Annotated in this window: 28 protein-coding genes, 1 tRNA gene and 1 pseudogene; 7 read left to right on the top strand and 23 right to left on the bottom strand. The window is 62.1% G+C overall.

All coding sequences use genetic code 11. The features are described from left to right. Positions 1-144: 144 nt before the first annotated feature. From rplL to ACW8PS_RS12080, 8 genes are all read right to left on the bottom strand, one after another. Complete coding sequence (rplL, locus tag ACW8PS_RS12115; protein WP_491527702.1) at positions 145-522, bottom strand: 50S ribosomal protein L7/L12; 378 nt, start codon at positions 520-522, stop codon at positions 145-147. 76 nt (positions 523-598) lie between these two features. Beyond that, positions 599-1,117 carry a 50S ribosomal protein L10 gene (gene rplJ / locus ACW8PS_RS12110; protein ID WP_491527700.1) on the bottom strand — a complete coding sequence of 173 codons (519 nt, stop codon included), beginning with the start codon at positions 1,115-1,117 and terminating at the stop codon, positions 599-601. A 340-nt stretch (positions 1,118-1,457) separates the two neighbouring features. After that, positions 1,458-2,156, bottom strand: a complete 699-nt coding sequence (gene rplA, locus ACW8PS_RS12105; RefSeq protein WP_491527699.1) for a 50S ribosomal protein L1 — start codon at positions 2,154-2,156, stop codon at positions 1,458-1,460. A gap of 3 nt (positions 2,157-2,159) precedes the next feature. Beyond that, on the bottom strand, positions 2,160-2,612 hold the full coding sequence (rplK, locus tag ACW8PS_RS12100) for a 50S ribosomal protein L11 (RefSeq protein WP_491527698.1): 453 nt from the start codon (positions 2,610-2,612) through the stop codon (positions 2,160-2,162). Between the two features lie 130 nt (positions 2,613-2,742). Continuing rightward, a complete protein-coding gene (gene nusG, locus ACW8PS_RS12095) occupies positions 2,743-3,276 on the bottom strand; it encodes a transcription termination/antitermination protein NusG (RefSeq protein ID WP_491527697.1) in 534 nt (177 codons plus the stop codon). A gap of 187 nt (positions 3,277-3,463) precedes the next feature. Then, positions 3,464-3,661 (bottom strand): preprotein translocase subunit SecE, encoded by a 198-nt coding sequence (gene secE, locus ACW8PS_RS12090; RefSeq protein ID WP_491527695.1) that lies wholly within the window; start codon positions 3,659-3,661, stop codon positions 3,464-3,466. Positions 3,662-3,964: 303 nt separating this feature from the next. Beyond that, positions 3,965-4,117 (bottom strand): hypothetical protein, encoded by a 153-nt coding sequence (locus tag ACW8PS_RS12085; RefSeq protein ID WP_491527694.1) that lies wholly within the window; start codon positions 4,115-4,117, stop codon positions 3,965-3,967. 174 nt (positions 4,118-4,291) lie between these two features. After that, positions 4,292-4,367, bottom strand: a tRNA-Trp gene (locus ACW8PS_RS12080). A gap of 361 nt (positions 4,368-4,728) precedes the next feature. Between ACW8PS_RS12080 and ACW8PS_RS12075 the strand changes: the two genes are divergently transcribed. Further along, a complete protein-coding gene (locus ACW8PS_RS12075) occupies positions 4,729-5,403 on the top strand; it encodes a lysophospholipid acyltransferase family protein (RefSeq protein WP_491527693.1) in 675 nt (224 codons plus the stop codon). A 39-nt stretch (positions 5,404-5,442) separates the two neighbouring features. Here ACW8PS_RS12075 and ychF read toward each other — a convergent pair whose 3' ends face one another. After that, complete coding sequence (gene ychF / locus ACW8PS_RS12070) at positions 5,443-6,540, bottom strand: redox-regulated ATPase YchF (protein WP_491527692.1); 1,098 nt, start codon at positions 6,538-6,540, stop codon at positions 5,443-5,445. 193 nt (positions 6,541-6,733) lie between these two features. Here ychF and trpA point away from each other — a divergent pair, with 193 nt between their 5' ends. Continuing rightward, entirely contained in the window at positions 6,734-7,525 is a 792-nt protein-coding gene (trpA, locus tag ACW8PS_RS12065; protein ID WP_491527691.1) for a tryptophan synthase subunit alpha, read from the top strand. A gap of 216 nt (positions 7,526-7,741) precedes the next feature. Further along, positions 7,742-8,905, top strand: coding sequence for an alpha-hydroxy acid oxidase (locus ACW8PS_RS12060; protein WP_491527689.1), 1,164 nt, complete (start codon positions 7,742-7,744; stop codon positions 8,903-8,905). On the opposite strand, the gene ACW8PS_RS12055 is transcribed toward ACW8PS_RS12060, so the two are convergent. Then, positions 8,860-10,038: an MFS transporter gene (locus tag ACW8PS_RS12055; protein WP_491527688.1), complete on the bottom strand. Its 1,179-nt coding sequence runs from the start codon at positions 10,036-10,038 to the stop codon at positions 8,860-8,862. The two genes, ACW8PS_RS12060 and ACW8PS_RS12055, sit on opposite strands and share 46 nt — an antisense overlap. 146 nt (positions 10,039-10,184) lie before the next feature. On the opposite strand from ACW8PS_RS12055, the gene ACW8PS_RS12050 reads away from it, so the two are divergent. Beyond that, positions 10,185-10,850, top strand: coding sequence for a 50S ribosomal protein L25/general stress protein Ctc (locus ACW8PS_RS12050; RefSeq protein WP_491527687.1), 666 nt, complete (start codon positions 10,185-10,187; stop codon positions 10,848-10,850). Between the two features lie 135 nt (positions 10,851-10,985). Here ACW8PS_RS12050 and ACW8PS_RS12045 read toward each other — a convergent pair. Beyond that, positions 10,986-12,893, bottom strand: a pseudogene (locus tag ACW8PS_RS12045) (FAD-dependent monooxygenase). A 103-nt stretch (positions 12,894-12,996) separates the two neighbouring features. Beyond that, positions 12,997-13,683, bottom strand: a complete 687-nt coding sequence (locus ACW8PS_RS12040; RefSeq protein WP_491527686.1) for an FkbM family methyltransferase — start codon at positions 13,681-13,683, stop codon at positions 12,997-12,999. Between the two features lie 91 nt (positions 13,684-13,774). Here ACW8PS_RS12040 and pth point away from each other — a divergent pair, with 91 nt between their 5' ends. Genes pth through ACW8PS_RS12025 form a run of 3 tightly spaced genes read left to right on the top strand, consistent with a single transcriptional unit; the run spans position 13,775 to position 15,464 of the window. Continuing rightward, the gene (gene pth / locus ACW8PS_RS12035; RefSeq protein ID WP_491527685.1) at positions 13,775-14,449 is read left to right on the top strand and encodes an aminoacyl-tRNA hydrolase; all 675 of its coding nucleotides are present in this window, start codon (positions 13,775-13,777) and stop codon (positions 14,447-14,449) included. Continuing rightward, positions 14,446-14,655: a hypothetical protein gene (locus tag ACW8PS_RS12030; protein WP_491527781.1), complete on the top strand. Its 210-nt coding sequence runs from the start codon at positions 14,446-14,448 to the stop codon at positions 14,653-14,655. The genes pth and ACW8PS_RS12030 overlap by 4 nt, the downstream gene beginning before the upstream one ends. After that, on the top strand, positions 14,625-15,464 hold the full coding sequence (locus ACW8PS_RS12025) for a DUF2332 domain-containing protein (RefSeq protein ID WP_491527684.1): 840 nt from the start codon (positions 14,625-14,627) through the stop codon (positions 15,462-15,464). Before ACW8PS_RS12030 ends, ACW8PS_RS12025 begins: the two co-directional genes overlap by 31 nt. Positions 15,465-15,563: 99 nt before the next feature. Here ACW8PS_RS12025 and ACW8PS_RS12020 read toward each other — a convergent pair whose 3' ends face one another. From ACW8PS_RS12020 to ACW8PS_RS11970, 11 genes are all read right to left on the bottom strand, one after another. Next, positions 15,564-16,112, bottom strand: a complete 549-nt coding sequence (locus tag ACW8PS_RS12020) for a helix-turn-helix transcriptional regulator (RefSeq protein WP_491527683.1) — start codon at positions 16,110-16,112, stop codon at positions 15,564-15,566. Between the two features lie 21 nt (positions 16,113-16,133). Beyond that, on the bottom strand, positions 16,134-16,550 hold the full coding sequence (locus ACW8PS_RS12015; RefSeq protein ID WP_491527682.1) for a hypothetical protein: 417 nt from the start codon (positions 16,548-16,550) through the stop codon (positions 16,134-16,136). 165 nt (positions 16,551-16,715) lie between these two features. Further along, positions 16,716-17,270 (bottom strand): hypothetical protein, encoded by a 555-nt coding sequence (locus ACW8PS_RS12010; protein WP_491527681.1) that lies wholly within the window; start codon positions 17,268-17,270, stop codon positions 16,716-16,718. 299 nt (positions 17,271-17,569) lie between these two features. Next, positions 17,570-18,799, bottom strand: coding sequence for a tryptophan synthase subunit beta (gene trpB / locus ACW8PS_RS12005; protein WP_491527680.1), 1,230 nt, complete (start codon positions 18,797-18,799; stop codon positions 17,570-17,572). A 158-nt stretch (positions 18,800-18,957) separates the two neighbouring features. Beyond that, positions 18,958-19,188, bottom strand: a complete 231-nt coding sequence (locus ACW8PS_RS12000; protein WP_491527679.1) for an N-(5'-phosphoribosyl)anthranilate isomerase — start codon at positions 19,186-19,188, stop codon at positions 18,958-18,960. A gap of 52 nt (positions 19,189-19,240) precedes the next feature. After that, positions 19,241-19,879: a phosphoribosylanthranilate isomerase gene (locus ACW8PS_RS11995; protein ID WP_491527678.1), complete on the bottom strand. Its 639-nt coding sequence runs from the start codon at positions 19,877-19,879 to the stop codon at positions 19,241-19,243. Between the two features lie 27 nt (positions 19,880-19,906). Next, complete coding sequence (locus tag ACW8PS_RS11990) at positions 19,907-20,248, bottom strand: lipopolysaccharide assembly protein LapA domain-containing protein (RefSeq protein ID WP_491527677.1); 342 nt, start codon at positions 20,246-20,248, stop codon at positions 19,907-19,909. Positions 20,249-20,251: 3 nt separating this feature from the next. Continuing rightward, positions 20,252-20,542, bottom strand: a complete 291-nt coding sequence (gene ihfB, locus ACW8PS_RS11985; protein ID WP_491527676.1) for an integration host factor subunit beta — start codon at positions 20,540-20,542, stop codon at positions 20,252-20,254. Positions 20,543-20,814: 272 nt separating this feature from the next. Beyond that, a complete protein-coding gene (gene rpsA, locus ACW8PS_RS11980; RefSeq protein WP_491527675.1) occupies positions 20,815-22,497 on the bottom strand; it encodes a 30S ribosomal protein S1 in 1,683 nt (560 codons plus the stop codon). Between the two features lie 278 nt (positions 22,498-22,775). Further along, positions 22,776-23,471, bottom strand: a complete 696-nt coding sequence (locus tag ACW8PS_RS11975) for a DsbA family oxidoreductase (RefSeq protein WP_491527674.1) — start codon at positions 23,469-23,471, stop codon at positions 22,776-22,778. An 80-nt stretch (positions 23,472-23,551) separates the two neighbouring features. Next, the coding region (locus ACW8PS_RS11970; protein WP_491527673.1) for a (d)CMP kinase at positions 23,552-23,895 on the bottom strand (344 nt) is incomplete at its 5' end.

The following is a 23,895-nucleotide window of genomic DNA, read 5'->3' as shown; positions in this document are numbered from 1 at the left end:
GCTCCCGATCCATTGAACCGCGCCTTAGAGAAGACCCGCCATCTTGCGGGCCCTCGCTAAGACGAGGTTGGCCGGACCCGGAGGGCTTCCCCCGGATCCAGCCATTTGATGTCGCGTCCCGGCCAGCAACGGCCGGGATGGCAATCACTTCAGTTCGACCTCTGCGCCAGCTGCTTCCAGCTTGCTCTTGATGTCTTCTGCTTCGGCCTTGTCGACGCCTTCCTTGACGGCTTTGCCGCCGGCTTCGACCAGGTCTTTTGCTTCTTTCAGGCCCAGCCCGGTGATCGAACGAACCTCTTTGATGACGTTGATCTTCTTGTCGCCGGGCGACTTCAGGATCACGTCAAATTCGGTTTGCTCTTCGGCGGCTTCGCCACCGGCGTCGCCACCGGCTGCCATCATCACGGCGCCGCCAGCGGCGGGCTCGATGCCATACTCATCCTTGAGGATGGTTTTCAGTTCTTGTGCTTCCAGCAGGGTCAGGTTGACGATGCTTTCGGCGAGTGCTTTCAGATCAGCCATATTACAGGTTCCGTCTCTAGGTTTGTGTTCCAACGTCGTATGGGCCATGCCCTACGATGCGGTCTCAAAGGTTGCGTTACGCGGCTTCCGCCTTCTCTTCGATGGTCGAAAGGATGCTCGCGATGTTCGATGCAGGTGCGCCAATGGCCCCCGCGATGTTTGCAGCAGGCGCCGCAATGCAGCCAACGATGGAGGCAATGAGCTCCTCGCGGGATGGCATCGCTGCGACGGCTTTCACACCGGCGGGATCCAGTGCCGTTTCGCCCATTGCACCGCCAAGAATGACAAATTTGTCATTCGCCTTGGCATATGCTTCCGCGACCTTGGCAGCTGCCACGGGGTCGTCGGAAAAGGACAGAACGGTCATGCCCGTCATCAGGTCGGCAATGCCTTCGCACGGCTTTCCCTCAAGGGCGATCTTGGCGAGCCTGTTCTTGGCGACACGAACGGATCCACCCGCTTCACGCATTTGCGCGCGCAGATCCTGCATCTCGGCAACCGTGAGGCCTTCGTAGTGCGAGACCACGACGACGCCAGAGCTTTCGAAGATCTGGCCAAGTTCCTCGACCACTTTCTCTTTCTGGGCTCTATCCACAGTATTACTCCAATTTGGGGGCGAACCCCCGGCTCATGAATATCGGGTTACCCCGACCTTTAATATCGGGTTGCCCCGAGTCTTGATGTCGGGTTGCCCCGACCCTTGATGGTGGGTTGCCCCACCGCTTCGGGTCCAAGTCAGGGTCCCGAGCCATAAGATCGCCCGAAGGTGTGCCCTTCGGAAATTCCTGGGTCTCGCTTCCCATCTCAGGAAGGAATTAGCGGGCTTTCGCCCAACCCTCCGTCTCGGACAGAACGGGGCCGGTATTCTGGCCCCGTCATCCGGGCACTGACATGCCCGGAATTCGTTAAGATGCGCCCGCGGCGCACCGGTGGTCTCAGTTGCCGGTCGCGCTGTCGATCGACACCGACACACCTGGGCCCATGGTCGAGCTCAGCGACACCTTCTCCATATAGGCCCCCTTGGCACCGGCAGGTTTGGCTTTCGACACGGCATCGACAAAGGCGCGCACGTTTTCGACCAATTGCTCCGTGCTGAAGCTGGCCTTGCCGATACCGGCATGAACCACACCGGCCTTTTCGGCGCGGAACTGAACCTGACCGCCCTTGGCCGCCTTCACGGCCTCGGCCACATCCATCGTCACCGTGCCCACCTTGGGGTTCGGCATCAGGTTGCGCGGGCCCAGAACCTTGCCCAGACGGCCGACGATCGGCATCATGTCGGGGGTGGCAATGCAGCGTTCAAAGTCGATTTTGCCGGCCTGAACCGCCTCCATCAGATCCTCGGCACCGACGATGTCGGCCCCGGCGGCCTGGGCTTCTTCTGCCTTCGGGCCACGGGCAAACACGGCGACGCGAACGGTCTTGCCGGTGCCGTTGGGCAGGGTGACCGTGCCGCGGACCATCTGGTCTGCATGGCGCGGATCGACGCCCAGATTCATCGCGATCTCGATGCTTTCGTCGAATTTGGCCTTGGCATTATCCTTGACCAGGGCGACGGCGTCCTCGACGGTGATGTTGTTCTTGCCGGCGAAGGCCTCACGGGCGGCGCGGGTGCGTTTTCCAAGCTTTGCCATGATTTACCCTTTCACCTCGATACCCATCGATTTGGCCGAACCGACGATGATCTTCATCGCTGCTTCGATGTCATTCGCGGTCAGATCCTTCATCTTGGCCTCGGCAATCTGGCGCACCTGTTTGACGGTGACGGTGGCCACGGTCTCACGACCCGGCAGTTCCGCGCCACGGGGGCGGTTGCGTTTGCCGACGTTTTTCAGACCGGCGGCTTTTTTCAGGAAATACGACGCAGGCGGCGTCTTGATGTCCATCGAAAAGGACTTGTCCTGATAATAGCTGATGATGGTCGGGCAAGGCGCGCCTTCTTCCATATCCTGGGTCTTGGCGTTGAACGCCTTGCAGAACTCCATGATGTTGATGCCGCGCTGACCCAGCGCCGGGCCCACGGGCGGCGACGGGTTGGCTTTGCCCGCAGGGATCTGCAGCTTCATCTTGCCGATAAGCTTCTTGGCCATCTGGCCTCTCCTTCTTGTCATCGGCGGGTCCGAAAACCCACCCTATAAGCCCGAAACGCGTTCCGGGCCTCTCGATTAGCGTGGTGCGGTCCGGGGCACGCGTGCCCCTCGCCTCCCACGAATGCGTATGTCAGGTCTGTTTCGTGACCTGCGTGAATTCCAGTTCGACCGGGGTTTCCCGACCAAAGATCGAGACCGTCACCTTGAGGCGCTGGTTCTCGTCATCAACTTGCTCGACCATGCCGTCGAAATCTTCGAACGGGCCTTCGTTGACCTTCACTTTTTCGCCGATCTCATAGGTGATCGTGTTGCGCGGTGCGGCTTCGCCTTCTTCGACCCGGTTCAGAATCGAGTTCACTTCGTCGTCGCGCATCGGCATCGGGCGGCCTTGCGGGCCCAGAAATCCGGTGACGCGCTGGATCGAGTTGATCGCGTGATAGGCGCGGTCGGTCATCTCCATGCGGACCAGAACATAGCCCGGCATGAACCGGCGCGGCACGGTCACTTTCTTGCCGCGCCGGATCTCGATCACTTCTTCTTCAGGGACCAGCACTTCTTCGATTTCGTCCTGCAAACCGCCCTCATCCACGGCAGTTTTGATCTGCTCGGCGATGCGCTTTTCGAAATTCGAGAGCACAGAGACCGAATACCACCGTTTCGCCATATCGCAGCCCGTTCCTCGTGCGTGGGCCAATGGCCCGAAATTCAATGTGTTCCCAAGGGCTTGCCTGATCGGCCCCAATAAAAAACAGCGCACATCACGAATCGACGCACGCCATTTCATAGGAATTGAGGCGTGACCTATCCCTGAAACAACGGGGAATCAAGGGGTTCAGCCACGGTTTCTTTGATCAGCCGCCAAGGCTCAGAACCTGCTCCAGCCCCATGCGGATCAGGATATCGACAAAGGAGAAGAACGCGGCACCGACAATGGCCAGGGCAAACACCATCAGCGTGGTTACCAGAACCTCGCGGCGCGACGGCCAGACCACCTTGGATATTTCCGAGCGGGTCTGTTGCAGGAACTGAAGCGGGTTGGTCATGGCCATGGGGGATTTTCCGAAATTACGTGCGTCTGACCGGGGGTATATACGCATCGCCGCGCCCCGTTGCAAGCGGTGCCTTCGCGGATGCCAGACAGAAAAAATGACGCCGGCGTCACAAATAAATGACGCATCTGTCACGAATAAATGACGCCCGTGTCACTTTTAGAGCGCGTCGCGCCAAATCGAATTCACCGGCCGACCCGAACGCATTCGATTGCACGAACGCTGCCTCGGTCCGGCCGATGAATGCTCGAATCCGATCAGGCGCGACGCGCTATAAATGACAGAAGTGTCACTTTTCTGGCGTCAATCCTGCTTCAACCCGGCCAGATGCGGGAAATCGCCCGAGGCGATACAGGCCGCTTCGTCCGGAGTGGAGAGGCGCACGAGGATCGGGCTGCGATGCCGATGGCAGCCAAATCCGGCGATGATCGCGTGCACCGGTTCGGCCTGCGCCATGGCGGTCGGCCGGCACCGGCACCAGGTTGGCCACGCTGGCCCCGGTCAGGTCTTTCAGCATCTCCATTCGCGCCAGATGATCGGGGTGAAATTCCTCTGACATCGCCGCCCCTTTCGGGTGAGCGTGCCAGTTTGCAATGCCAGGCTGAGCCGGCGGACAAAAACAAGGAAAACTGGCAGGGGCGGAGGGACTCGAACCCCCGGCCGTCGGATTTGGAATCCGATGCTCTACCAACTGAGCTACACCCCTAGACCGAGGCATCGGATATGCCATCGCCCAGCCGGAATCAAGAGCCGTTCGTGGACGCGGCCAAACTCTGCGCTGCCGCGTCAAGTGTGGCCAGGCCGGCAGCGCAGATTGCGGCCTCATGGGGCGCGGGATGGTGTCAATCGGCCGATCCCACCACGCCAGCGCCTGCCGCCGCGTCACGGTCTTGATGTCAAGGCGCGGGCGCAGGATACGGCCCGGATTTCCCGCCGCAATGCCAGGGCCAGGACCGCCCGGCCCGCGAATTTCGTTGACCCAAACGGTCCCATGGTAGATGCACCCGCCAGGAGCATCATCTGGAAATTGGGGGGGCGATATTTTCAGGCCATTGCGCAGGCGCATTTTGAACCACCGGGTCACGCTGGGCGTGGCGGCCGCCTTGTTCTCCACCTGGATACGCGCGATCAAGGCCAGTTCCCGCGTTGAGGAGGACGGCTGGGACGCGGTCGCGCAGGCGATCAATGATCATGGTGGCGTGATCATTGTCTGCTGGCACCAGCGGCTGGTGATGACACCCTACATGTTCCGCTTCGACCGGGCCCGATGCCGCAGCCTGACCTCCAGCGCGCGGGCGGGACGGCTGTTTGGTGTGCTGCATCAGCGGTTTGGCTATGAGACCATTCCAATGCCCAAAGGCATATTGGGAACCACCGAAATGCGCAGCGTCATCAAGGGATTGAAATCCGGCATCTCGATCGGGATTTCACCCGATGGTCCGAGGGGGCCGGCGCGCATCGCCAAGACAACCCCGATCCAATGGGCGCGGGTCGCACAGGTCCCGACCTTTGTCTTTTCCTTTTCCTGCCGCCGGTTCTGGACCTGGTCGACCTGGGACCGGCTGATGTTTCCCAAACCGTTCAACGAGATCACAATGCTGTGGCGGCAATGGGAGTGCCCGGTGCCGCGAAAGCTGCATCCCGGCCAGGCCGAAGCGCTGGCGCTGGACCTGCAGGGGTTCATGAATGATGTCAGTGCCGAAGCGGACCGGCGCATGGGGCATGATCAGCCGCAGATCTGAGCGCAGCGGTGCCCGCAGCCCGGAAGCGGCGGCGGCGCGTCAGGTATTGAACAGGAAATGCAGCACATCGCCATCCTTGACCACATAGGCCTTGCCCTCGGCGCGCATCTTGCCGGCGTCTTTTGAGCCCTGTTCGCCCTTGTTGGCCACGTAATCGGGGAAGGCGATGGTTTCGGCGCGGATGAAGCCGCGTTCGAAATCGCCATGGATGACGCCCGCGGCTTTCGGCGCGGTGGTGCCGGCGCGGATGGTCCAGGCGCGGGCCTCTTTCGGGCCGACGGTGAAGTAGGTTTCCAGATGCAGCAATTCATACCCGGCGCGGATCAGCCGGTCGAGGCCCGCCTCTGCCAGCCCCATTTCCTCCAGGAACATGGCCGCCTCATCCTGGTCGAGCTGGCTGATCTCTTCTTCGATCCGGGCCGAGATCACGACATGCGCGGCACCTTGATCGGCGGCCATCCTGGCCACTTTGGCCGAGAATTCATTGCCGGACGCGGCCGAGGCCTCATCGACATTGCAGACATAGAGGATGGGCTTGGCGGTCAGCAGTTGCAGCATCTTCCAGGCTTTGGCATCATCGGCGGCGACCTCGACCATGCGGGCCGGTTTGCCGCTCTCCAGCATTGTCAGCGCGGCCCGGAGCAGGCGTTCCTGCTGCACCGCGTCCTTGTCGCCGCCGCGCAGCTTGCGGGTGATGTTGACCAGGCGCTTTTCGATACTGTCCATATCGGCCAGCATCAATTCGGTCTCGATGGTGTCGGCATCGGCAATCGGGTCGATGCGATCCTCGACATGGGTGACATCGCCATCCTCGAAACAGCGCAGCACATGGGCGATGGCGTCGGTTTCGCGGATCGTGGCGAGAAACTGATTGCCCAGACCTTCGCCGCGTGAGGCGCCTTTCACCAGGCCGGCGATATCGACGAAGGTCATCCGCGCCGGGATGATCTGTTTCGATCCGGCAATCGCGGCCAGCGTATCGAGACGGTCATCGGGCACCGCGACATCGCCGACATTGGGTTCGATCGTGCAAAAGGGGAAATTGGCCGCCTGCGCGGCGGCGGTCCGGGTCAATGCATTGAAGAGCGTCGATTTGCCGACATTCGGCAGACCGACGATACCCATTCTGAAACCCATGTGCTTACTCCGCTTGGCTGATCACCGGCGCCTTCTATGCCCAAGGCGGGGGCGCTGCAACGGTGGCTGTCGTATAATCCGGCCGACAGCGCGCGCGATTATTCCGGTCTGACCCGACCGGCCCGCCCGACTGCCCATTGATTTCCGCCGCCGCTTTCGCCAAACCGGGCCTGAGAGATGGCAGGGGACCGATATGACACGGATCGACGACACATTCGCGCGGCTGAACGCGGCGGGCAAAAAGGCCTTTGTGACCTATGTGATGGCGGGTGATCCCGATTTCGAGACCTCGCTGGAGATCGTCAAGGGCCTGCCCGGCGCAGGCGTTGACATCATCGAGCTTGGGGTTCCCTTTACCGATCCGATGGCCGATGGCCCCACCATCCAGCTGGCCGGGCAACGGGCGCTGGCGGGTGGCATGACGCTGCTCAAGACGCTTGCGCTGGCGACCGAGTTCCGCAAGACCGACACCACCACGCCGATCGTGCTGATGGGCTATTACAACCCGATCTACAGCCGCGGCGTCGACCGGTTTCTGGATGAGGCCAAAGCCGCCGGGATCGACGGGTTGATCGTGGTCGACCTGCCGCCCGAAGAAGATGCCGAATTGTGCATTCCGGCGCAGGCGGCGGGGCTGAATTTCATCCGGCTGGCAACCCCCACCACCGATGATGAACGCCTGCCGAAGGTGCTGCAGAACACCTCCGGATTTGTCTATTACGTCTCGATCACCGGCATCACCGGGGCCGCGGCCCCCGAGGCTGGCGATGTCGCCCCGGAAGTTGCGCGGATCAAATCGCAGACCGATCTGCCGGTCATCGTGGGCTTTGGCATCCGCACGCCGGAGATGTCCCGGGCCATTGCCGGCATCGCCGATGGCGCGGTCGTCGGATCGGCCATTGTCAGCGAGATCGCGGCGGGCAAGCCGGTGGCCGAGGTTCTGAGCTTCGTCAGATCGCTGGCTGACGGCGCGCACCGGGCCTGAGGCGATGATTGCGTTGGCCCTGTTTGCAGTCCTGGGTGCCGGACCGACCATTTCGGGCGGGTTGGTCGCCGGTTTTCTGTTTGTCCCCAGCCCGCTGGTCGGCCCTGGCCTGGCGGCTCTGGTCCTGTTCTGACGCCCCCTTTGACAACAGGGCCATTGTGCCAGCCGCTGTAAATTGGTAATTCCATTTTACCAATTTCGCCCGGAGCGCCCGACATGCCTGTCATTACCAACATCGACGACCTCAAGCGTATCTACCGACGCCGCACGCCCCGGATGTTCTATGATTACGCGGAATCGGGCAGTTGGACCGAGCAGACATTCCGCGAGAATTCCTCTGATTTCGAGCAGATCCGCCTGCGTCAGCGGGTGGCCGTTGACATGACCAATCGCTCCACCGCGACGCAGATGGTGGGCCAGGATGTGGCGATGCCGGTGGCGCTGGCGCCGGTCGGGCTGACCGGCATGCAATGCGCCGATGGCGAGATCAAGGCGGCGCGCGCGGCGGCGAAATTTGGCGTGCCTTACACGCTGTCGACGCTGTCGATCTGTTCCATCGAGGATGTCGCCGAAAACACCGACGCCCCGTTCTGGTTTCAGGTCTACACCCTGAAAGACGATGATTTCATGGTGCGGCTGTTTGACCGGGCCAGGGCCGCCGCCTGTTCGGCGCTGGTGATCACGGTGGATCTGCAGATCATGGGGCAACGCCACAAGGATATCAAAAATGGCTTGTCGGCCCCGCCAAAACTGACGCCCGCCGCGATTGCCAACATGATGACCAAGCTGCATTGGGGTCTGGGCATGTTGGGCACCAAACGGCGCAGCTTTGGCAATGTCGTGGGCCATGCCAAGGGTGTCGACAACCCCGCCTCGCTGTCGGAATGGACCGCCAAGGCATTTGACCATGCGCTGGATTGGGACCGGGTCAGGGAATTGCGGAAGATGTGGGACGGGCCGGTGATTCTGAAGGGGATTCTGGATGCCGAGGATGCGCGCCGGGCGGTCGATATCGGGGCCGATGCCATTGTGGTCTCGAACCATGGCGGGCGGCAATTGGATGGCGCGCTGAGCTCGATCAGGATGCTGCCCGCGATCCTGGATGCGGTGGGTGACAAGGTCGAGGTGCATCTCGATAGCGGCATCCGGTCGGGTCAGGACGTGCTGAAGGCCGTCGCGATGGGGGCCAGAAGCACCTATATCGGGCGCGCCTTTGTCTATGGGCTGGGGGCGATGGGCGAGGCTGGCGTGACCGCCGCGCTGGAGGTGATCCACAAGGAGCTGGACACCACCATGGCGCTATGTGGCGAACGGAACGTGGCGGATCTGGGCCGTCACAACCTGCTGGTGCCCGCCGATTTCGAAGGCAGTTGGGCCTGAAAGCTGGCCCGGATCAGCAATGCCAGCACCGGCCCGATCAGCGCCAGGGCCGCCACCGCGACATAGGCCATGCGCAAGCCGAACGCGCCCGACATCAGGCCCATCACGGCGGGCGCGGCCATGAACCCCATGAAGCCGATCACGGCGGCACGGGCCACGGCGGCGGTGCGCCGGCCCGGGCGGACAAGCTGGCCCACCAGCGCCAGCCCCATCGGCCCGACCACCGAAATGCCAAGCCCCATGGTGCCGAAACCCAGATAGGCGACGGCAGGCATGGGGGCCGCGGCCGCGATCAGCGCGCCTGTCGCTGCCATCAACGAGCCGAGGATGATCACCAAGGTTTGGGAAAACCGGCCCGCGATCACCTGCCCGGAAAACCGCCCGAACGCCATCGTCAGGCCCAGAACGGCCGGGCCAAAGGCGCCTTCGGCCGCGCGCCCGCCAAGGGTGCGCTCAATATGGATCGCCGACCAGGTCTCGACCGTGGCCTCAACGAAAAACGCCACCAGCACGATGGCGCCACAGATCAGGACAATGCGCCAGGGAAAGCGGCCCTGCGCCTTGCGGTCAGCCTCGCCCACCGGGGTCGGATCCATCGCCATGCGGGTGCTCATCCCCACGATCAGCAGCCAGAAGCCCGCGAATATGGTGATCGGCGGCAGGCCAAACTCGCGGCCCAGCCCGGTCAGGATGGCCGCCGCCGCATAGGCCAGTGAAAAGACGCCGTGATTGGCGTTCATCAGGGACCGGTTATTGACCGCCTCCAATTCGGACACGCGGGCATTGACAACGACATCCAACAGCCCCGATGTCAGGCCGAGCAACATCATCACGCCCATGAACAGCGCCGGCTGCGTCACCAGCCCCGGCAAAAGGAACGCCGATGCGACCATCAGGGCGGCAACCGGCATGGCCCGGCGACGCAGGAGCCGGTCAAACAGCGGCGCCAGCCAGATCGTGGTCAACAGCCCGAATGCGGTGCCCAGAAACAGGATGCCGAATAGGGTATCGTCAACCCCCAGGGCGGATTTGATCACCGGCAACTGCGCCGCGAAACTGCCCCACAGAAACCCGATCACGGCAAAGCCATGCGCGGGGCGACGGGTGAGGCTGAGAGCACGGAGAACCGACATGGGCCTGCGCTTGCCACGGGCCATCCCCCAAAGCAAACGCCAAAGCAGACCCTGGCCCTTTTCAAGCTCTGCCATCTCGTCTATAGGCACGGCTTCACGTGGCGGACACCCTTGGAGGCCGCCCATAATTCATATGGAGAATACCTATGGCTGGAGAGATTCCTGATCTCGTAGTCGAGGCACGGACGGGGACAGGCAAGGGGGCCGCCCGTCAAGCACGCCGCAATGGCATGGTGCCCGGAGTTGTTTATGGTGGCGGGGTTGACCCGATTGCCTTGCAAGTCCCCTTTAACGAACTGATCAAGCGCCTGCGGGCGGGTCGGTTCCTGTCGACGCTTCTCAATCTGAAGATGGAGGGCCAGGACGATGTGCGCGTAATCTGCCGCGCCGTGCAGCGTGATGTGGTGAAAGACCTGCCGACGCATGTCGATTTCATCCGCCTGCGCCGCACCACCAAGATCGCGCTGTTCATTCCGGTCCAAGTTGTCGGCGAAGAGGAATGCCCCGGCCTGACCAAAGGCGGCGTTCTGACGCTGATCCGCCCCGAGGTGGAGCTGAAGGTGACGGCGGGCGATATTCCCGATCACATCACCATCGACGTGTCGGAACTGGAAATCGGTGACAATGTCTCGATCTCCTCGGTGAGCCTGCCCAAAGGTGCCAAAGTGACCGTCGATCGCGATTTCGTCATTGCCAATATCTCGGCCCCGTCGGGTCTGGCCCGTGGCGGGGATGCGGATGAGGACGAGGATGGTGCCATCGAGGCCGATGAAGTGGCCGTCGTCGGAGAAGAAGACGCCGCAGAAAAGTAAGTTCTTCCCGGTTTCATGTGCAGAACTGGAAACGCGGGGCCTGGCGGCCTCGCGTTTTTTCTTTGGCAATACCCCTTGACCCGGCCGGGTCCGCCAGAGCCTGTCGCGTCTGACGCGGCGGTTGCGGCCCTGTGGTCAAGCTTCAGTTCGGTGGTGCCCTGGCGCATCTGGTGCAGCGACAGGGGCCTGGAACGCCATCACATCGGCAAAGAAATTCCTGATCTCGACGCTGCCTGTGAGCGGGGTCACCAAACAGACATATTGATCGGGTCGCACAACGATGACGGCACCCTGATTGCGATCAATGCCGCGCATGTCAAAGATATCCCCATCACGCTGCGAGGCACAGAAAACCTTTTCGTAATCGGAGAGGCGCAAAGACCCTTTTCGGGGCAACAGCAGCTCTGGCAGCTTGGCGACATCGATGTCGCGATGTGACCCCTGAAAGACAGCGCGGATATCGATCACCGCGTCACGATCCGCGCCCGGCGGGGTCACGGCATCGATCAGGCCCGCCAGCTCTGCACAGAATGCACCGACCGGGCCGGCTGCGTCACCCGGATCCGTTTACGGCGCAAAACCGATGATCCGCCAGCGCCCGTCGGCCTTCAAGACATGCCCAAGCTGCATTGGTTTGGCATCGGCCAGCCTGACAACCGGCGCGGAATGGAAGCGCTTGCCCACCCGATACCCCGTTGCCAGGCGCTGATGGCGCGCATCCCCTGTTATCAGGGAAGGCGCATAGCAGGTTTCGACCCCTGCGGTGTAGCGGCCATGTTTCCTGAAATAGGCCTGGAACCGGGCGGCGTCTTTTGGGGTCTTTGGCCTTTCGCTGAACAGGCGCGCCATGTCGCGGTCAAAATCAATCAGTTCCTGCGCCTTGGCGCGGCGCTCGGAGGAATAGGTGTCGAGCAATTCGGCAGGTGCCTGGCCGCGCAGGACAGCCGCCAGTTTCCAACCGAGATTGAAGGCATCGGCCATAGAGACATTCATGCCTTGCCCGGCCTTCGGGCTATGCGTGTGACAGGCATCTCCGGCAATGAAAACACGTGGTCTTTTCGAACCCCTTTCGGATTCGGTGACATCATCAAAGGCATCACAGACGCGCTGGCCAATCTCATAGGCGGACCACCACGCGACCTGCGCGACCTCAAGCTTGAAAGGGGACAGAATCCTGCGCGCCTTGTCGATCAACTGTGCCGGTGTCACGCCGCGATCGGATGCGCGTTCATCGGGGGCCAATGCGTCAAGTTCGATATAGAGGCGGACCATATAGCCGCCTTCGCGGGGAATGATCAGGAGACTGCCCTGATCGGCCGATTGGATCGCGCATTTCAGCCTGATATCGGGAAAATCGGTTCGTGGCAGAACATCCATCACGCCCCAAAGCTGTCGTGCCGAGCGGCCCTTTAGCGCCAGCCCCATCTCAGCGCGCGTTTTGCTATGCGCGCCGTCGCAGCCCACGACATATCTGGCCCGGATGGTTTCCGCCTTGCCGCCCCTGTCCAGACAGGCAACCACCGCCGCAATCGGAAAATCGGAGCCATCGGCGCGGGTCAGCGAAACCAGTTCGCAATTATAGTCAGGGGTCAGGCGGATCGGCGATCGGGCCATGGTTTCAAGGTAGAAGTCATGGATGCGCGCCTGGCTCAGGATGATATGCGGCATCTCGGAAAGATCGTCTTCCACATCCTGAATGCGATCGGCGCGCATGAGTGGTGCCCCCTCCGCGCCGGGGCGCCAGAAACTCACCTCGTTGACCTGGTAGCCTTCCGCGATCACACGCCCGGCAAAGCCGAACGCCTCGAACATTTCGAGCGAGCGGCAGGCGATGCCATCCGCCTGGCCTATTTCCAGCGGGCCTGGCTTGCGCTCGACGATGCGCACCGAGATGTCCCCGAGAATGGCGAGCTGGGTTGCCAGCGTCAGACCGGCGGGTCCGCACCCGATGATGAGCACATCGACACCATCACGCGCCATGCGCGCATTGGCAGCGGCAATCGACGGATCCCCGGCGCGGAAGCCTTCCAGATGATATTGCATGCCCATGCCTCCTGCGGCGGTTCTGCCATCTCTGCGTGATATCATTGTCAGCCGGGCAGGTCATTACGCGGTCTGAGCAGGATCAATGGTGCCCTTGCGCCCGTCAGCCCGCCTGCCCTGCCCACAGCTTTCGAAAGCCCAGGATGCGCCCGCGCGAGGTGAGCGGGTCATAGGTCAGCCCGGTCTGCGACATGCAATCGACGATCCGCTTGATCACGGATGTGGCGTAGCGCGGCGGGTGCAGTTCGACGATCAGGAAGCGAAGCTGCGGGTTCCAGGGCGCGTCGAACAGCTCGGCCTCGGCCCCTTCCACATCCATCAGCACGACCTGCGGGCTGTGGCGCGCGATCAGCCTGCGGATGCCGATCCGGGGCACATCGACCCGTTCGGCGGGTTCCGCATCAGGGCGCGCCAGCGAGCCGCCGAGAAAGGCCGCATTGGCCTGAAAGGTGATGTCGCCGCCGCCATCACCGCCGGTTACCGCCCCATGAATGAGCTGCGCCTTTTGATGGCCGTTACGGTCCAGATTTGCCCGAATGACCGGGATCATGGCGGGGTTGGCCTCGACGCTGATCACATTTTCGGGGCCTGCCTGCGCGGCGCAGATATTGGAGACAAAGCCAAGCCCGGCCCCAAGTTCCAACACCCGAAAGCCGGGCTGGATCCGTTTTCTGGCGGCGTGGGCCTCGTCCTCCTCATAGGTGCCGCGGGTCAGGCGACCCATCAGGCCGGGGGTTTGCACCGCCTGCGGGATCTCCAGCGTGATGCCGTGAAGGGTGACTGTGGTCATGGGGATGCCCTGTCGGATTGATTGAAAGATCGCTTCCGCCCGCCTATAGAACGCGCATGGCATTTTTTTGGCAAGCGCGGGCGGAGACGGCATGAAATTATGGGTGGGTCTGGGAAATCCGGGGGCCAAATATGCGCGTAACCGGCATAATATCGGCTATATGGCGGTGGACCGGATCGCGGCCGATCACGGGTTTTCGCCCTGGCGCGCCAAGTTTCAGGGCAGCCTGAGCGAGGGGCGGTTCGGATCCGAGAAAGTGGCGCTGCTGAAGCCCGAGACCTTCATGAACCTGTCGGGCCAATCGGTGGGCGAGGCGATGCGGTTTTTCAAGCTGGAACCGGGCGATGTGACCGTGTTTCACGATGAGCTGGATCTGGCCCCCGGCAAGCTGCGCGTCAAGACCGGCGGCGGCCATGCCGGGCATAACGGGTTGCGGTCGCTGCATGCCCATATCGGCGAGGATTACATGCGGGTGCGGGTGGGCATCGGCCATCCCGGCCACAAGGACCGGGTTTCGGCCTATGTGCTGTCGGATTTCGCCAAGGCCGAACAGGGCTGGCTGGAGGATCTGCTGGCCGGTATTTCGGACGGGGCCGGTGATCTGGCGGCGGGCGATGGGGGCAAGTTCACCAATGCGGTGGCGTTGCGCACCACGCCGCAGCGATCCTCTGCCAGCAAACCGGCAAAACCGGCCAAACCTGCCGAGCCGGCACCGCCACCCGAGGAACGCAGCGCGATGCAACGGCTGATGGACCGGTTCCGGTGATCCATTCGATGGCGGCGGCTTTTGCCCGCCAGGCGCGCGCCTGCGCTGCACTCGGATCGCCTTTCATGGCCCGGGCGCTGCCGCTTTTCTGGCGCATCATCGAGGGCGGAAGCGGCCCGGTTTCGGCGCGGCTGATGAGCTGGCCGGGGGATCCGACGGCGATGGGCCTTTGCGGTTGGCGGGCGCGTTGCACGCGCTGGTGCTGAGGCGCGCCGATGCCGGGCTGATGGCGGCCTATCCGCCGCATGTGGTTTCGGATGAGGTGCTGGAACAGGCGGTGGCTGCGGCCATCGACGCCCATTCGGCGCAGATATTGGCTTGGCTGGACCAACCGCCGCAGACCAATGAAGTGCGTCGGGCGGCGGCCTTGCTGGCCGGGGCGGCGTGGGTGCAGCGTAAATCGGGCCTGCCGCTGGTCCTGTCGGAACTGGGGGCCAGCGCCGGGCTGAACCTGCATTTCGACGCCTATTATCTGGCAGCCGGGATCGGAAGTCCGGGCAGCCCGGTGACCCTGACCCCGCAATGGGAGGGCCCGCGGCCCGGCGCGGGGCCGATTGATGTCGTTGATCGCGCCGGGGTTGACCTCAATCCGCTGGACCCGTCCGACCCTGATCAGGCCTTGCGGCTGCTGGCCTATCTCTGGCCCGACCAGCCACAGCGTGCGGCGCTGACGCAGGCGGCCATCGCCATCGCCCGGACCCGGCCCGACCGGGGCGATGCGGCGGGCTGGCTTGAGGCACGACTGGCGCCAGTTCGGCCCGGCACTCTGCATATGGTCTACCATACCATCGCCTGGCAGTATTTCCCGCCGGAGACAGCAGATCGGTGCCGCGCAGCGTTGGCGGCGGCAGGGGCCAGAGCGACGATTGATGCCCCGCTGGCGCATTTGGCGATGGAGGCGGATGAGACAGAGGATGGCGCGGCGCTGACAGTTCGGTATTGGCCCTCGGGTCAGGAAACCCTGTTGGCGCGGGTTGATTTTCATGGCCGCTGGATCAGGTGGCTGGCGGATTGATCCCGGCCCGGACTTTCGCAGGTGCCTGCGGCACCATAGCCCGCGCATGGCCGCGCGATAGGGTGCCGGTGGCGTGGTGGCACGGGGCCGACGCGCCGATTACGGAGCCTTGCGTTCGATCTGCAGCAATGCATCTTCTTTTTCGATGCGGAGTTGAGCGGAGGTCTGATCGGGTTCGGTCGCCAGCAGATCGTCGATGAACAGGCTCAACAATTGCGGCCGGCCGGTGACGCCTGCCTTGCGGTAGATTGCGTTGGTCTGGGCCTTTACCGTGCCCTCGGACGTGTCGCGCAGATCGGCGATTTCGGCGAGGCTGAGCCCTTTGAGCGCAAAAAGCGCCACGTCGCGTTCGGCGGGCGTCAGCGCCCAATCGGCAAAACGATCATGGACAACGGCCATGAATTCACCCGATGCGGCGCGCAGATTATCTTCGGCCAGAATTTGCCGGGCGCGGGCATTGCGCAGCACCAGCGTGCCCACAATCAGACCCGCCAGCAGACCAAGGGCCGCCCCGACCTCGATCACCTCGCGCATTTGCCACGACAGGGGTGTGCTGCGCAGGCCAAGTATGCTGGCCCCCAGATCCCACAAAAAAACAGCCGTGAAACCGGCCTGAAATATCACCAGAAGCCGCAACGCCCAGGTCATTGCACTGCCGTCATTCTACGCTCAATCATCGTCATCATCACCATCGTCGTCATCATCACCATCATCGTCGTCATCGTCATCATCGTCGTCGTCGTCGGCTTCATCGTCTTCATCATCATCATCGCCCTCACCGTCGCCATCTTCTTCTTCGTCGCCTTCATCCTCGTCGTCATCTTCATACGGGGAGTGAACGTCGCCGTCCTCTGAGCGGGAAATATCGCGCAGAACCTCGCCGGTGGTCCGGTCGAGGATGATCTCGCGCTCGATTTCACCGCGTTCGGCGGTGATACGAATACGGCCAAGCCAGGTGCGACCTTGCTCGATTTCGGAATAGCCCGTGGCCTGCAACTGGGCGATCCAAAGCCGTGCCGCCGACACGCCATCCGCAAAGGCGGGCGTCGCAAAGGCAAGACAGAAAATGAGGGTCAGGGTGCGCATGATGTCACTCTAGATCAGTTTGCGTTTGATTAGCATCGAAAAATTGGCCTCGATATGCGGTCTGACAGCGCGTTTTGGCAAGAGCGGCTCGGGTCTGCCGCAAACCATGTGGGAAGGGGGGATGCTCCGCCATTTCTGGCGGAGCAATTGCCATATCGGGACGGATCAGTCGTCGTCGTCGTCATCGTCGTCGTCGTCGTCATCTTCGTCATCGTCGTCGTCTTCGTCGTCGTCGTCATCTTCGTCGTCGTCGTCATCTTCGTCGTCGTCATCGTCGGAGCTGCTGTCGGAGCTGCTGTCGGAGCTGTCATCGTCGTAGCTGCTGTCGGAGCTGTCATCGTCGGTGCTGCTGTCGGAGCTGTCATCGTCGGTGCTGCTGTCAGAGCTGTCATCGTCGGAGCTGCTGCTGTCATCGTCGATTGTTTCACTGGTGACGTTGCCATCCGCGTCATAGACACGTTCGATCTCCACGCCGTTCCCCTCGATTTCCTCGCGCAGCAAGACGCCATCAGGAGTGTAGTAGCGTTCGATCTGACCCATGGCACCCCGGGCCTCGACTTCGATTCTGGTGCGCGAGGCATCAACCTCGATATAGGTGTAACCCGAGGCTTCAAGCTCCGCCACGATGGCATTGATGACGGGGTTCTGGCTCTGTGCCAGGCCGGCGGTGGCGATCAGGGCGGCACCTACGGTCAATGCGGCAATCGGTTTCAGTTTCATGTCGTTCTCCTTTGGGTCAATTTTCAGGGCGACTCGGTCTGACTGAGCCTTGCCGCCTGTTGACCCAAATCAGCCATGTGCCGGGCTGGGGCCATTGACGCGAGGTTTAATCCCCCTCGCATAAACCTGCGCTGAGGCCCATAAACTGAGGTTTAGAGCGCGTCGCGCCAAATCGAATTCACCGGCCGACCCGAACGCATTCGATTGCGCGAACGATGCCTCGGTCCGGGTGATGAATGCTCGCATCCGATCAGGCGCGACGCGCGATAGGCCGAAAAAAGGCAGCGATGGGTCCTGACCTAATGGCCACCCATCTCGAAACCGAGCACGCGGGCGACGGTGAAGATATCCTTGTCGCCGCGTCCGCACATGTTCATGCAGATGATGTGATCGGCGGGCAGCGTCGGGGCCAGCTTGATGACATGGGCCAGCGCGTGGCTCGGCTCCAGCGCCTGGATGATGCCTTCCAGCTCGCAACAAAGCTGAAAGGCGGCCAGCGCCTCCACATCGGTGACCGAGACATATCTGGCGCGGCCGATCTCATGCAGCCAGGAATGTTCCGGACCGATACCGGGGTAATCCAGCCCCGCCGAGATCGAGTAGCCTTCGAGGATCTGGCCGTCATCATCCTGCAACAGATAGGTGCGGTTGCCATGCAACACGCCGGGGCGCCCGCCGGTCAGGCTGGCGCAATGTTCCATCTTGTCATCGACGCCCTTGCCGCCGGCCTCGACCCCGATGATGTCGACCGATTTGTCGTCGAGGAAGGGAAAGAACAGGCCCATGGCGTTCGAGCCGCCACCGATGGCGGCGATCAGCGTGTCGGGCAGGCGGCCCTCGCGCTCCTGCATCTGCGCCTTGGCTTCCTTGCCGATGATGGTCTGGAAATCGCGCACCATGGCCGGGTAGGGATGCGGGCCCGCGACGGTGCCGATGCAATAAAACGTATCGCCCACATTGGTGACCCAGTCGCGCAGCGCGTCATTCATCGCATCCTTCAGCGTGCCGCGCCCGGAGGTGACGGGTATCACCTCGGCCCCGAGCAGTTTCATGCGAAAGACATTGGGGGCCTGTCGTTCAACATCATGCGCGCCCATATAGACCACGCATTTCAGGCCGAACTTGGCGCAGACAGTGGCGGTGGCGACGCCGTGCTGGCCGGCACCGGTCTCGGCGATGATGCGGGTCTTGCCCATGCGGCGGGCCAGGATGATCTGACCGAGAACATTGTTGATCTTGTGGGCACCGGTGTGATTGAGCTCGTCGCGCTTCATGTAGACCTTGGCACCGCCCAGATGGGCTGTCAGCCGATCCGCGAGGTAAAGCGGCGACGGGCGGCCGACATAATGGGTCCAGAGATCGTTCATTTCGGCCCAGAAACTGTCATCGGTCTTGGCGTATTCGTATTGTTTTTCCAGCTCGAGGATCAGCGGCATCAGGGTTTCGCTGACAAACCGCCCGCCAAAATCGCCGAATCGGCCGGCCTCGTCGGGGCCGGTCATGAATGAGTTGATCAGGTCTTCGGCCATTGCTTGGGTTCCCCACACAGGATCGTTCGCCCGTTCCTAAGCGAGCCGGGTGTGAAGGACAAGGCAAAGGCGCTTTGACGCGCCTTTGGCAACGCGGTTTCGAAACCGCGTGGAAAGCCGCTTTGAAGCGGCTTGGGCAAGGGCCTTCGAAGGCCCTTTCAGCGCAGCCGTCGGATCGGGTGCCCATTGCAGAAGATCACGAAATGACGCCCGTTTTCAACCGCCTGAAACCCTTTGCGTTCCACCGCCCTGGCAAATGCGGCGCGCCCGACCAGACGCTCGACATCCCGGATCTGACGCTTGACCACGCCGCCGCGACGCGCCTCGTTCGAGGAGAAAACCTGATCCAGCCAAAGCTCCGCAGTCAGATATTCGGGTAATGCTGCCATGCCCGAAACCATCACGCGGCAAGGTAAAGATATGCTTAAAGCGTGGCGCGTTTCACCGCAGGGCGTCGGCAAAGGACCGGATCAGGCCCGCATCCTTTACCCCCGGCGCGGTTTCGACGCCGGAACTGACATCGACCTGGCGGGCACCGGTCAGCCGCACCGCCTCGGCCACATTGGCGGGCGTGAGGCCACCGGCCAGCATCCAGGGTCGGGTCCAGTATTTGCGCCCCGCCAGCAAGCGCCAGTCAAAGGCCAGCCCGTTGCCGCCCGGCAGATCCGCGCCCCTGGGCGGCTTGGCGTCGATCAACAACTGATCGGCCACCGGCGCGTAGGCATCAATCGCGGCAAGATCGCGGGCATCGGCAATGCCCACCGCCTTCATCACCGGCAGGCCATAGCGCGCCTTGACCTCGGCCACGCGGGCGGGGGATTCGCTGCCATGCAGTTGCAACATATCCAGCGGCACAATCGCCAGCATCGCATCCAGAGCCGCATCATCGGCATTCACCGTCAGCGCCACCTTGGCCAGGCCGGCAGGCACGCAAACCGCCAGCGCCGCCATTTCAGCAATAGAGACATGGCGCGGCGATTTTTCGAAATGCACGAACCCGACATAGCGCGCATCGGCCCCTGCCGCAGCGATGATGTCATCCACTCGGCTAAGGCCGCAGAATTTTATTGCGATGGTCATGACCCCGCCTTAACGCGCGCCCGGCCGCTACTCAAGCAGGGCCAGAACATCATCCTGTTCCTGGCGGGCCTGGCCACGCAGGGCGTCAACCTCGCGCGCCAGGCGGTCCCGTTCCTTGCGCTGCGCCTTGGCCTCGGCGCGTTGGCGATGTTCCCGAAACCATTCCCAGACAAAGCCGATCAGCAGGCCCGCCACGATACCGCCCAGCAGGACGATGAACATCGGCAGCGTGATGGTGAAGTTCCAGTTGACCCATTCGGCCAGGCCGGTCGGCAGAACGGTCAGGGTCACCGGGGCACGATTGGCCAGCGCAAGCAGAACCAGAACCAGGGCGATGGCGGCCAGAAACAGGTATTTGATGTAGCGCACTTGTCAGGACCCCTCCAAACCGTTCAGCCTGTCGCGCAGCAGCTTTCCGGCCTTGAAGAAGGGAACGTGTTTCTCTTCGACATTGACGCTTTCGCCGGTGCGCGGGTTGCGTCCGATCCTTGCATCCCTTTTCTTGACGGAAAACGCGCCGAAACCGCGCAGTTCCACCCTGTTGCCCTGCGCCAGAGCCTCGATGATTTCCTCGAAGATGGCGCTGACGATCCGCTCGACATCGCGTTGATAGAGATGCGGATTTTCATCAGCAAGTTTCTGGATCAGTTCCGAACGTATCATCCAAACCCCCCGGTCGCGGATTCTTGTCTCTGTCCGCCGACTATAGGCAGAAAGCGGCGGCAGGGAAACGGAAAGCCGTTGGAAAAGCGGGGAAATCTGCGGTCAATGCGCGTGATCCGGCATCTTGTTGCCGATTGTCCAGCGGTTTTCAGGGCCTGCCCCCGGGTCATCCGCGGCTGCGCGCAGGTGTGATTCGGCCCCGGAATGGAACCCGGAATGGAAAAGGGCCCCGCGTTGCCGCGGAGCCCCGATTCTTTCGCGCAGGCGATGGATTACTCGTCGTCGCCCTTGAGCGCGGCCCCAAGGATATCGCCAAGCGATGCCCCGGAATCGGAGGAGCCATACTGTTTGACGGCCTCTTTTTCTTCTGCAATCTCACGTGCCTTGATCGACAGACCCAGACGCCGCGAGCGGCTGTCCACATTGGTGACGCGCACATCCAGCTTGTCGCCGACCTGAAAACGCTCGGGGCGCTGCTCAGAGCGGTCGCGCGACAGATCCGAGCGGCGGATGAAGGATTTCATGCCCTCATGCTCGACCTCGATGCCGCCATCCTCGATCGAGGTGACGGTAACGGTGATGATCGAGCCGCGCTTGATGCCGTCAATGGCCTCGGCAAAGGGATCGCCCTCGACCGCCTTGATCGACAGTGAAATCCGTTCCTTGTCGGTATCGACCTCGGACACCACGGCCTGCACGATATCGCCCTTGCGGTAGTTGCCGATCACATCTTCGCCGCGACCTTCCCAGGTCAGATCGCTGAGATGGACCATGCCGTCGATGTCGTTCTCGAGCCCCACGAACAGACCGAACTCGGTGATGTTCTTGACTTCGCCCTCGACCTGCGTGCCGACCGGGAATTGCTCCTGGAAGATTTCCCAGGGGTTGCGCATGGTCTGCTTGAGACCAAGCGAGACCCGGCGTTTGGCGGTGTCGATCTCCAGCACCATGATTTCGACTTCCTGGCTGGTGGATACGATCTTGCCGGGATGCACGTTTTTCTTGGTCCAGGACATTTCAGAGACGTGAACCAGACCTTCGACACCCGGTTCCAGCTCAACAAAGGCACCGTAATCGGTGATATTGGTGACGCGACCGGTATGGGTGCTTTCCAGCGGATACTTGCCTTCGACCAGGGTCCACGGATCTTCCTGCAACTGTTTCATGCCCAGGCTGATACGGTGGGTTTCCTTGTTGACCTTGATGACCTGCACCTTGACGGTTTCGCCAATCGACAGCACATCCTTGGGGTCGTTCACACGGCGCCAGGCCATGTCGGTGACGTGCAGCAAGCCGTCAACACCGCCCAGATCAACGAACGCGCCATATTCGGTGATGTTCTTGACGACACCCTCGACCACATCGCCCTCGGTCAGTTTGCCGATCACTTCGGCGCGCTGTTCGGCACGCGATTCTTCCAGGATGGCACGACGCGACACGACGATATTGCCACGGCGACGATCCATTTTCAGAATCTGGAACGGCTGCTTGAGGTTCATCAAGGGGCCGGCGTCGCGCACCGGGCGCACATCGACCTGAGAGCCGGGCAGGAACGCAACCGCGCCGCCCAGATCAACGGTGAAGCCACCCTTGACACGGCCAAAGATCGCGCCTTCGACGCGTTCTTCGTCGGCATAGGCTTTTTCCAGACGATCCCAGGCGGCCTCACGGCGGGCCATTTCATGGCTGATGACAGCCTCGCCGCGGGCGTTTTCGACCGAGCGCAGGAAGATCTCGACCTCATCGCCGACTTCGATTTCAGGGGCTTCGCCGGGATTTGCGAATTCTTTCAGATCAACGCGGCCTTCCATCTTGTAGCCGACATCGATGATGGCTTGTCCGGCTTCGATCGCCAGAACCTTGCCTTTGACAACCGAGCCCTCTTTGGGCGTGTCAATTTCGAAGCTTTCATTGAGGAGGGCTTCGAATTCCTCCATGGATGTGTTTTGAGCCATGTGGTCTCAGGTTCCTTTTTCAAACGTTTTATCTGGCCGCGCGGTTGTCTCCGCCGGTCTTGGTTGGTGCCCGCAATTGATGCGGAACGGGTTGGTCTTGACGGTCCGGCAAAACAAAGAGGGCCGGAAATGTCCCGACCCTGCTCGTCTCTTTGTTTTATGGCATATCCGCCTTGTAGACGCGCGGTATATACTGGCGATGGGCCAGCAAGGCAAGCCCCCCGGGGGTCTGCCTGCGATTGATCGAAGGCGGCCGGACCGGGGGCCCGAATGGCCGCTCAGCACCAGCTTGCCTCATCGCCCGACGCATCATGCAGCAATTCGTTCACATTCGCCTCCAGCAAGCGGTAACCGACATTGCCAAACAGCTTCTGTCGCCCCTCATTCATCAGAAATGTCGGGCTGCCGATTACCCCCAGCTTCTGCGCCAGATCATAATCAGCCGCCAGCGCCGCCACCGCCTCGGACGATTGTATCCGGGCCTCGATCCGCCCGTAATCCAGCCCCAGTTCCTCGGCAAGTTCGCCAAAGCACTGCCAGTCCGATATGTCCCGCGCGGACACAAAAAACGCCCGCCGCAACGCCGCCGCCGCCCGCACCATCCGGCGGTCGAAATAGGGAGTGTCATCGGTTTCGCCATCCTGTTCGCGGGCCTCGATCTCGACCGCTTTCAAAAACAGATGGCCACTGGCCGATGTGCGCGGCCGCACCTTTTGCCACAGGTCGCCATCCACCTCGATATGGGGAAACCTTGCCGCCACCTCATTGAGATGCCGGTTGAACCCGGCAAAGCCGCCACGCGCCCCCCAATTGGTTTCGATCTTGCCCCAGGCATCGGGAAACACCGAACAGAACCGGGCTTCGATCTGGATCTTCTGGCCAAAATCCTGCACCAGTTTTTCCAGCCTGCGTTCGGCCACATAGGCCCAGATACACAGCACATCCGAATAGTATGAGATCTTTACCGGGGTCAAAATATCCTCATTTTCCAGCAGGATGCTCCCGCTATTTGGCGAACCGGCCCGTCACATCGGGACAGGTCCGGCCCGCCGTTTCATCCGGCCAGCCTGGTCTCGACATGGCCCACCGCGATTTTCACCGCATCTGCGATCGTCATCGCGGTGGTGTCCAGCAACACCGCATCCTCGGCCGGTTTCAGCGGCGCGGTTGCGCGCGCGCTGTCGCGGGCGTCGCGTTCGCGCAGATCGGCCAGAACCTGCTCCGGCGAAATCTTCTGCCCGGCCTCGGTCAATTCCTTGTGCCGCCTTGTGGCGCGGGTCTCATCGGATGCGGTGACATACAGCTTCACATCCGCCTGCGGGCAGATCACCGTGCCGATATCGCGCCCGTCCAGCACCGCACCGCCCAGACGCCGCGCAAAGGCGTGCTGAAAATCCA

The sequence above is a fragment of the Alterinioella sp. genome, from assembly GCF_058343375.1.
Note: the sequence above shows the minus strand (reverse complement) of the source record. Positions and strands in the feature narration are given on the sequence as shown.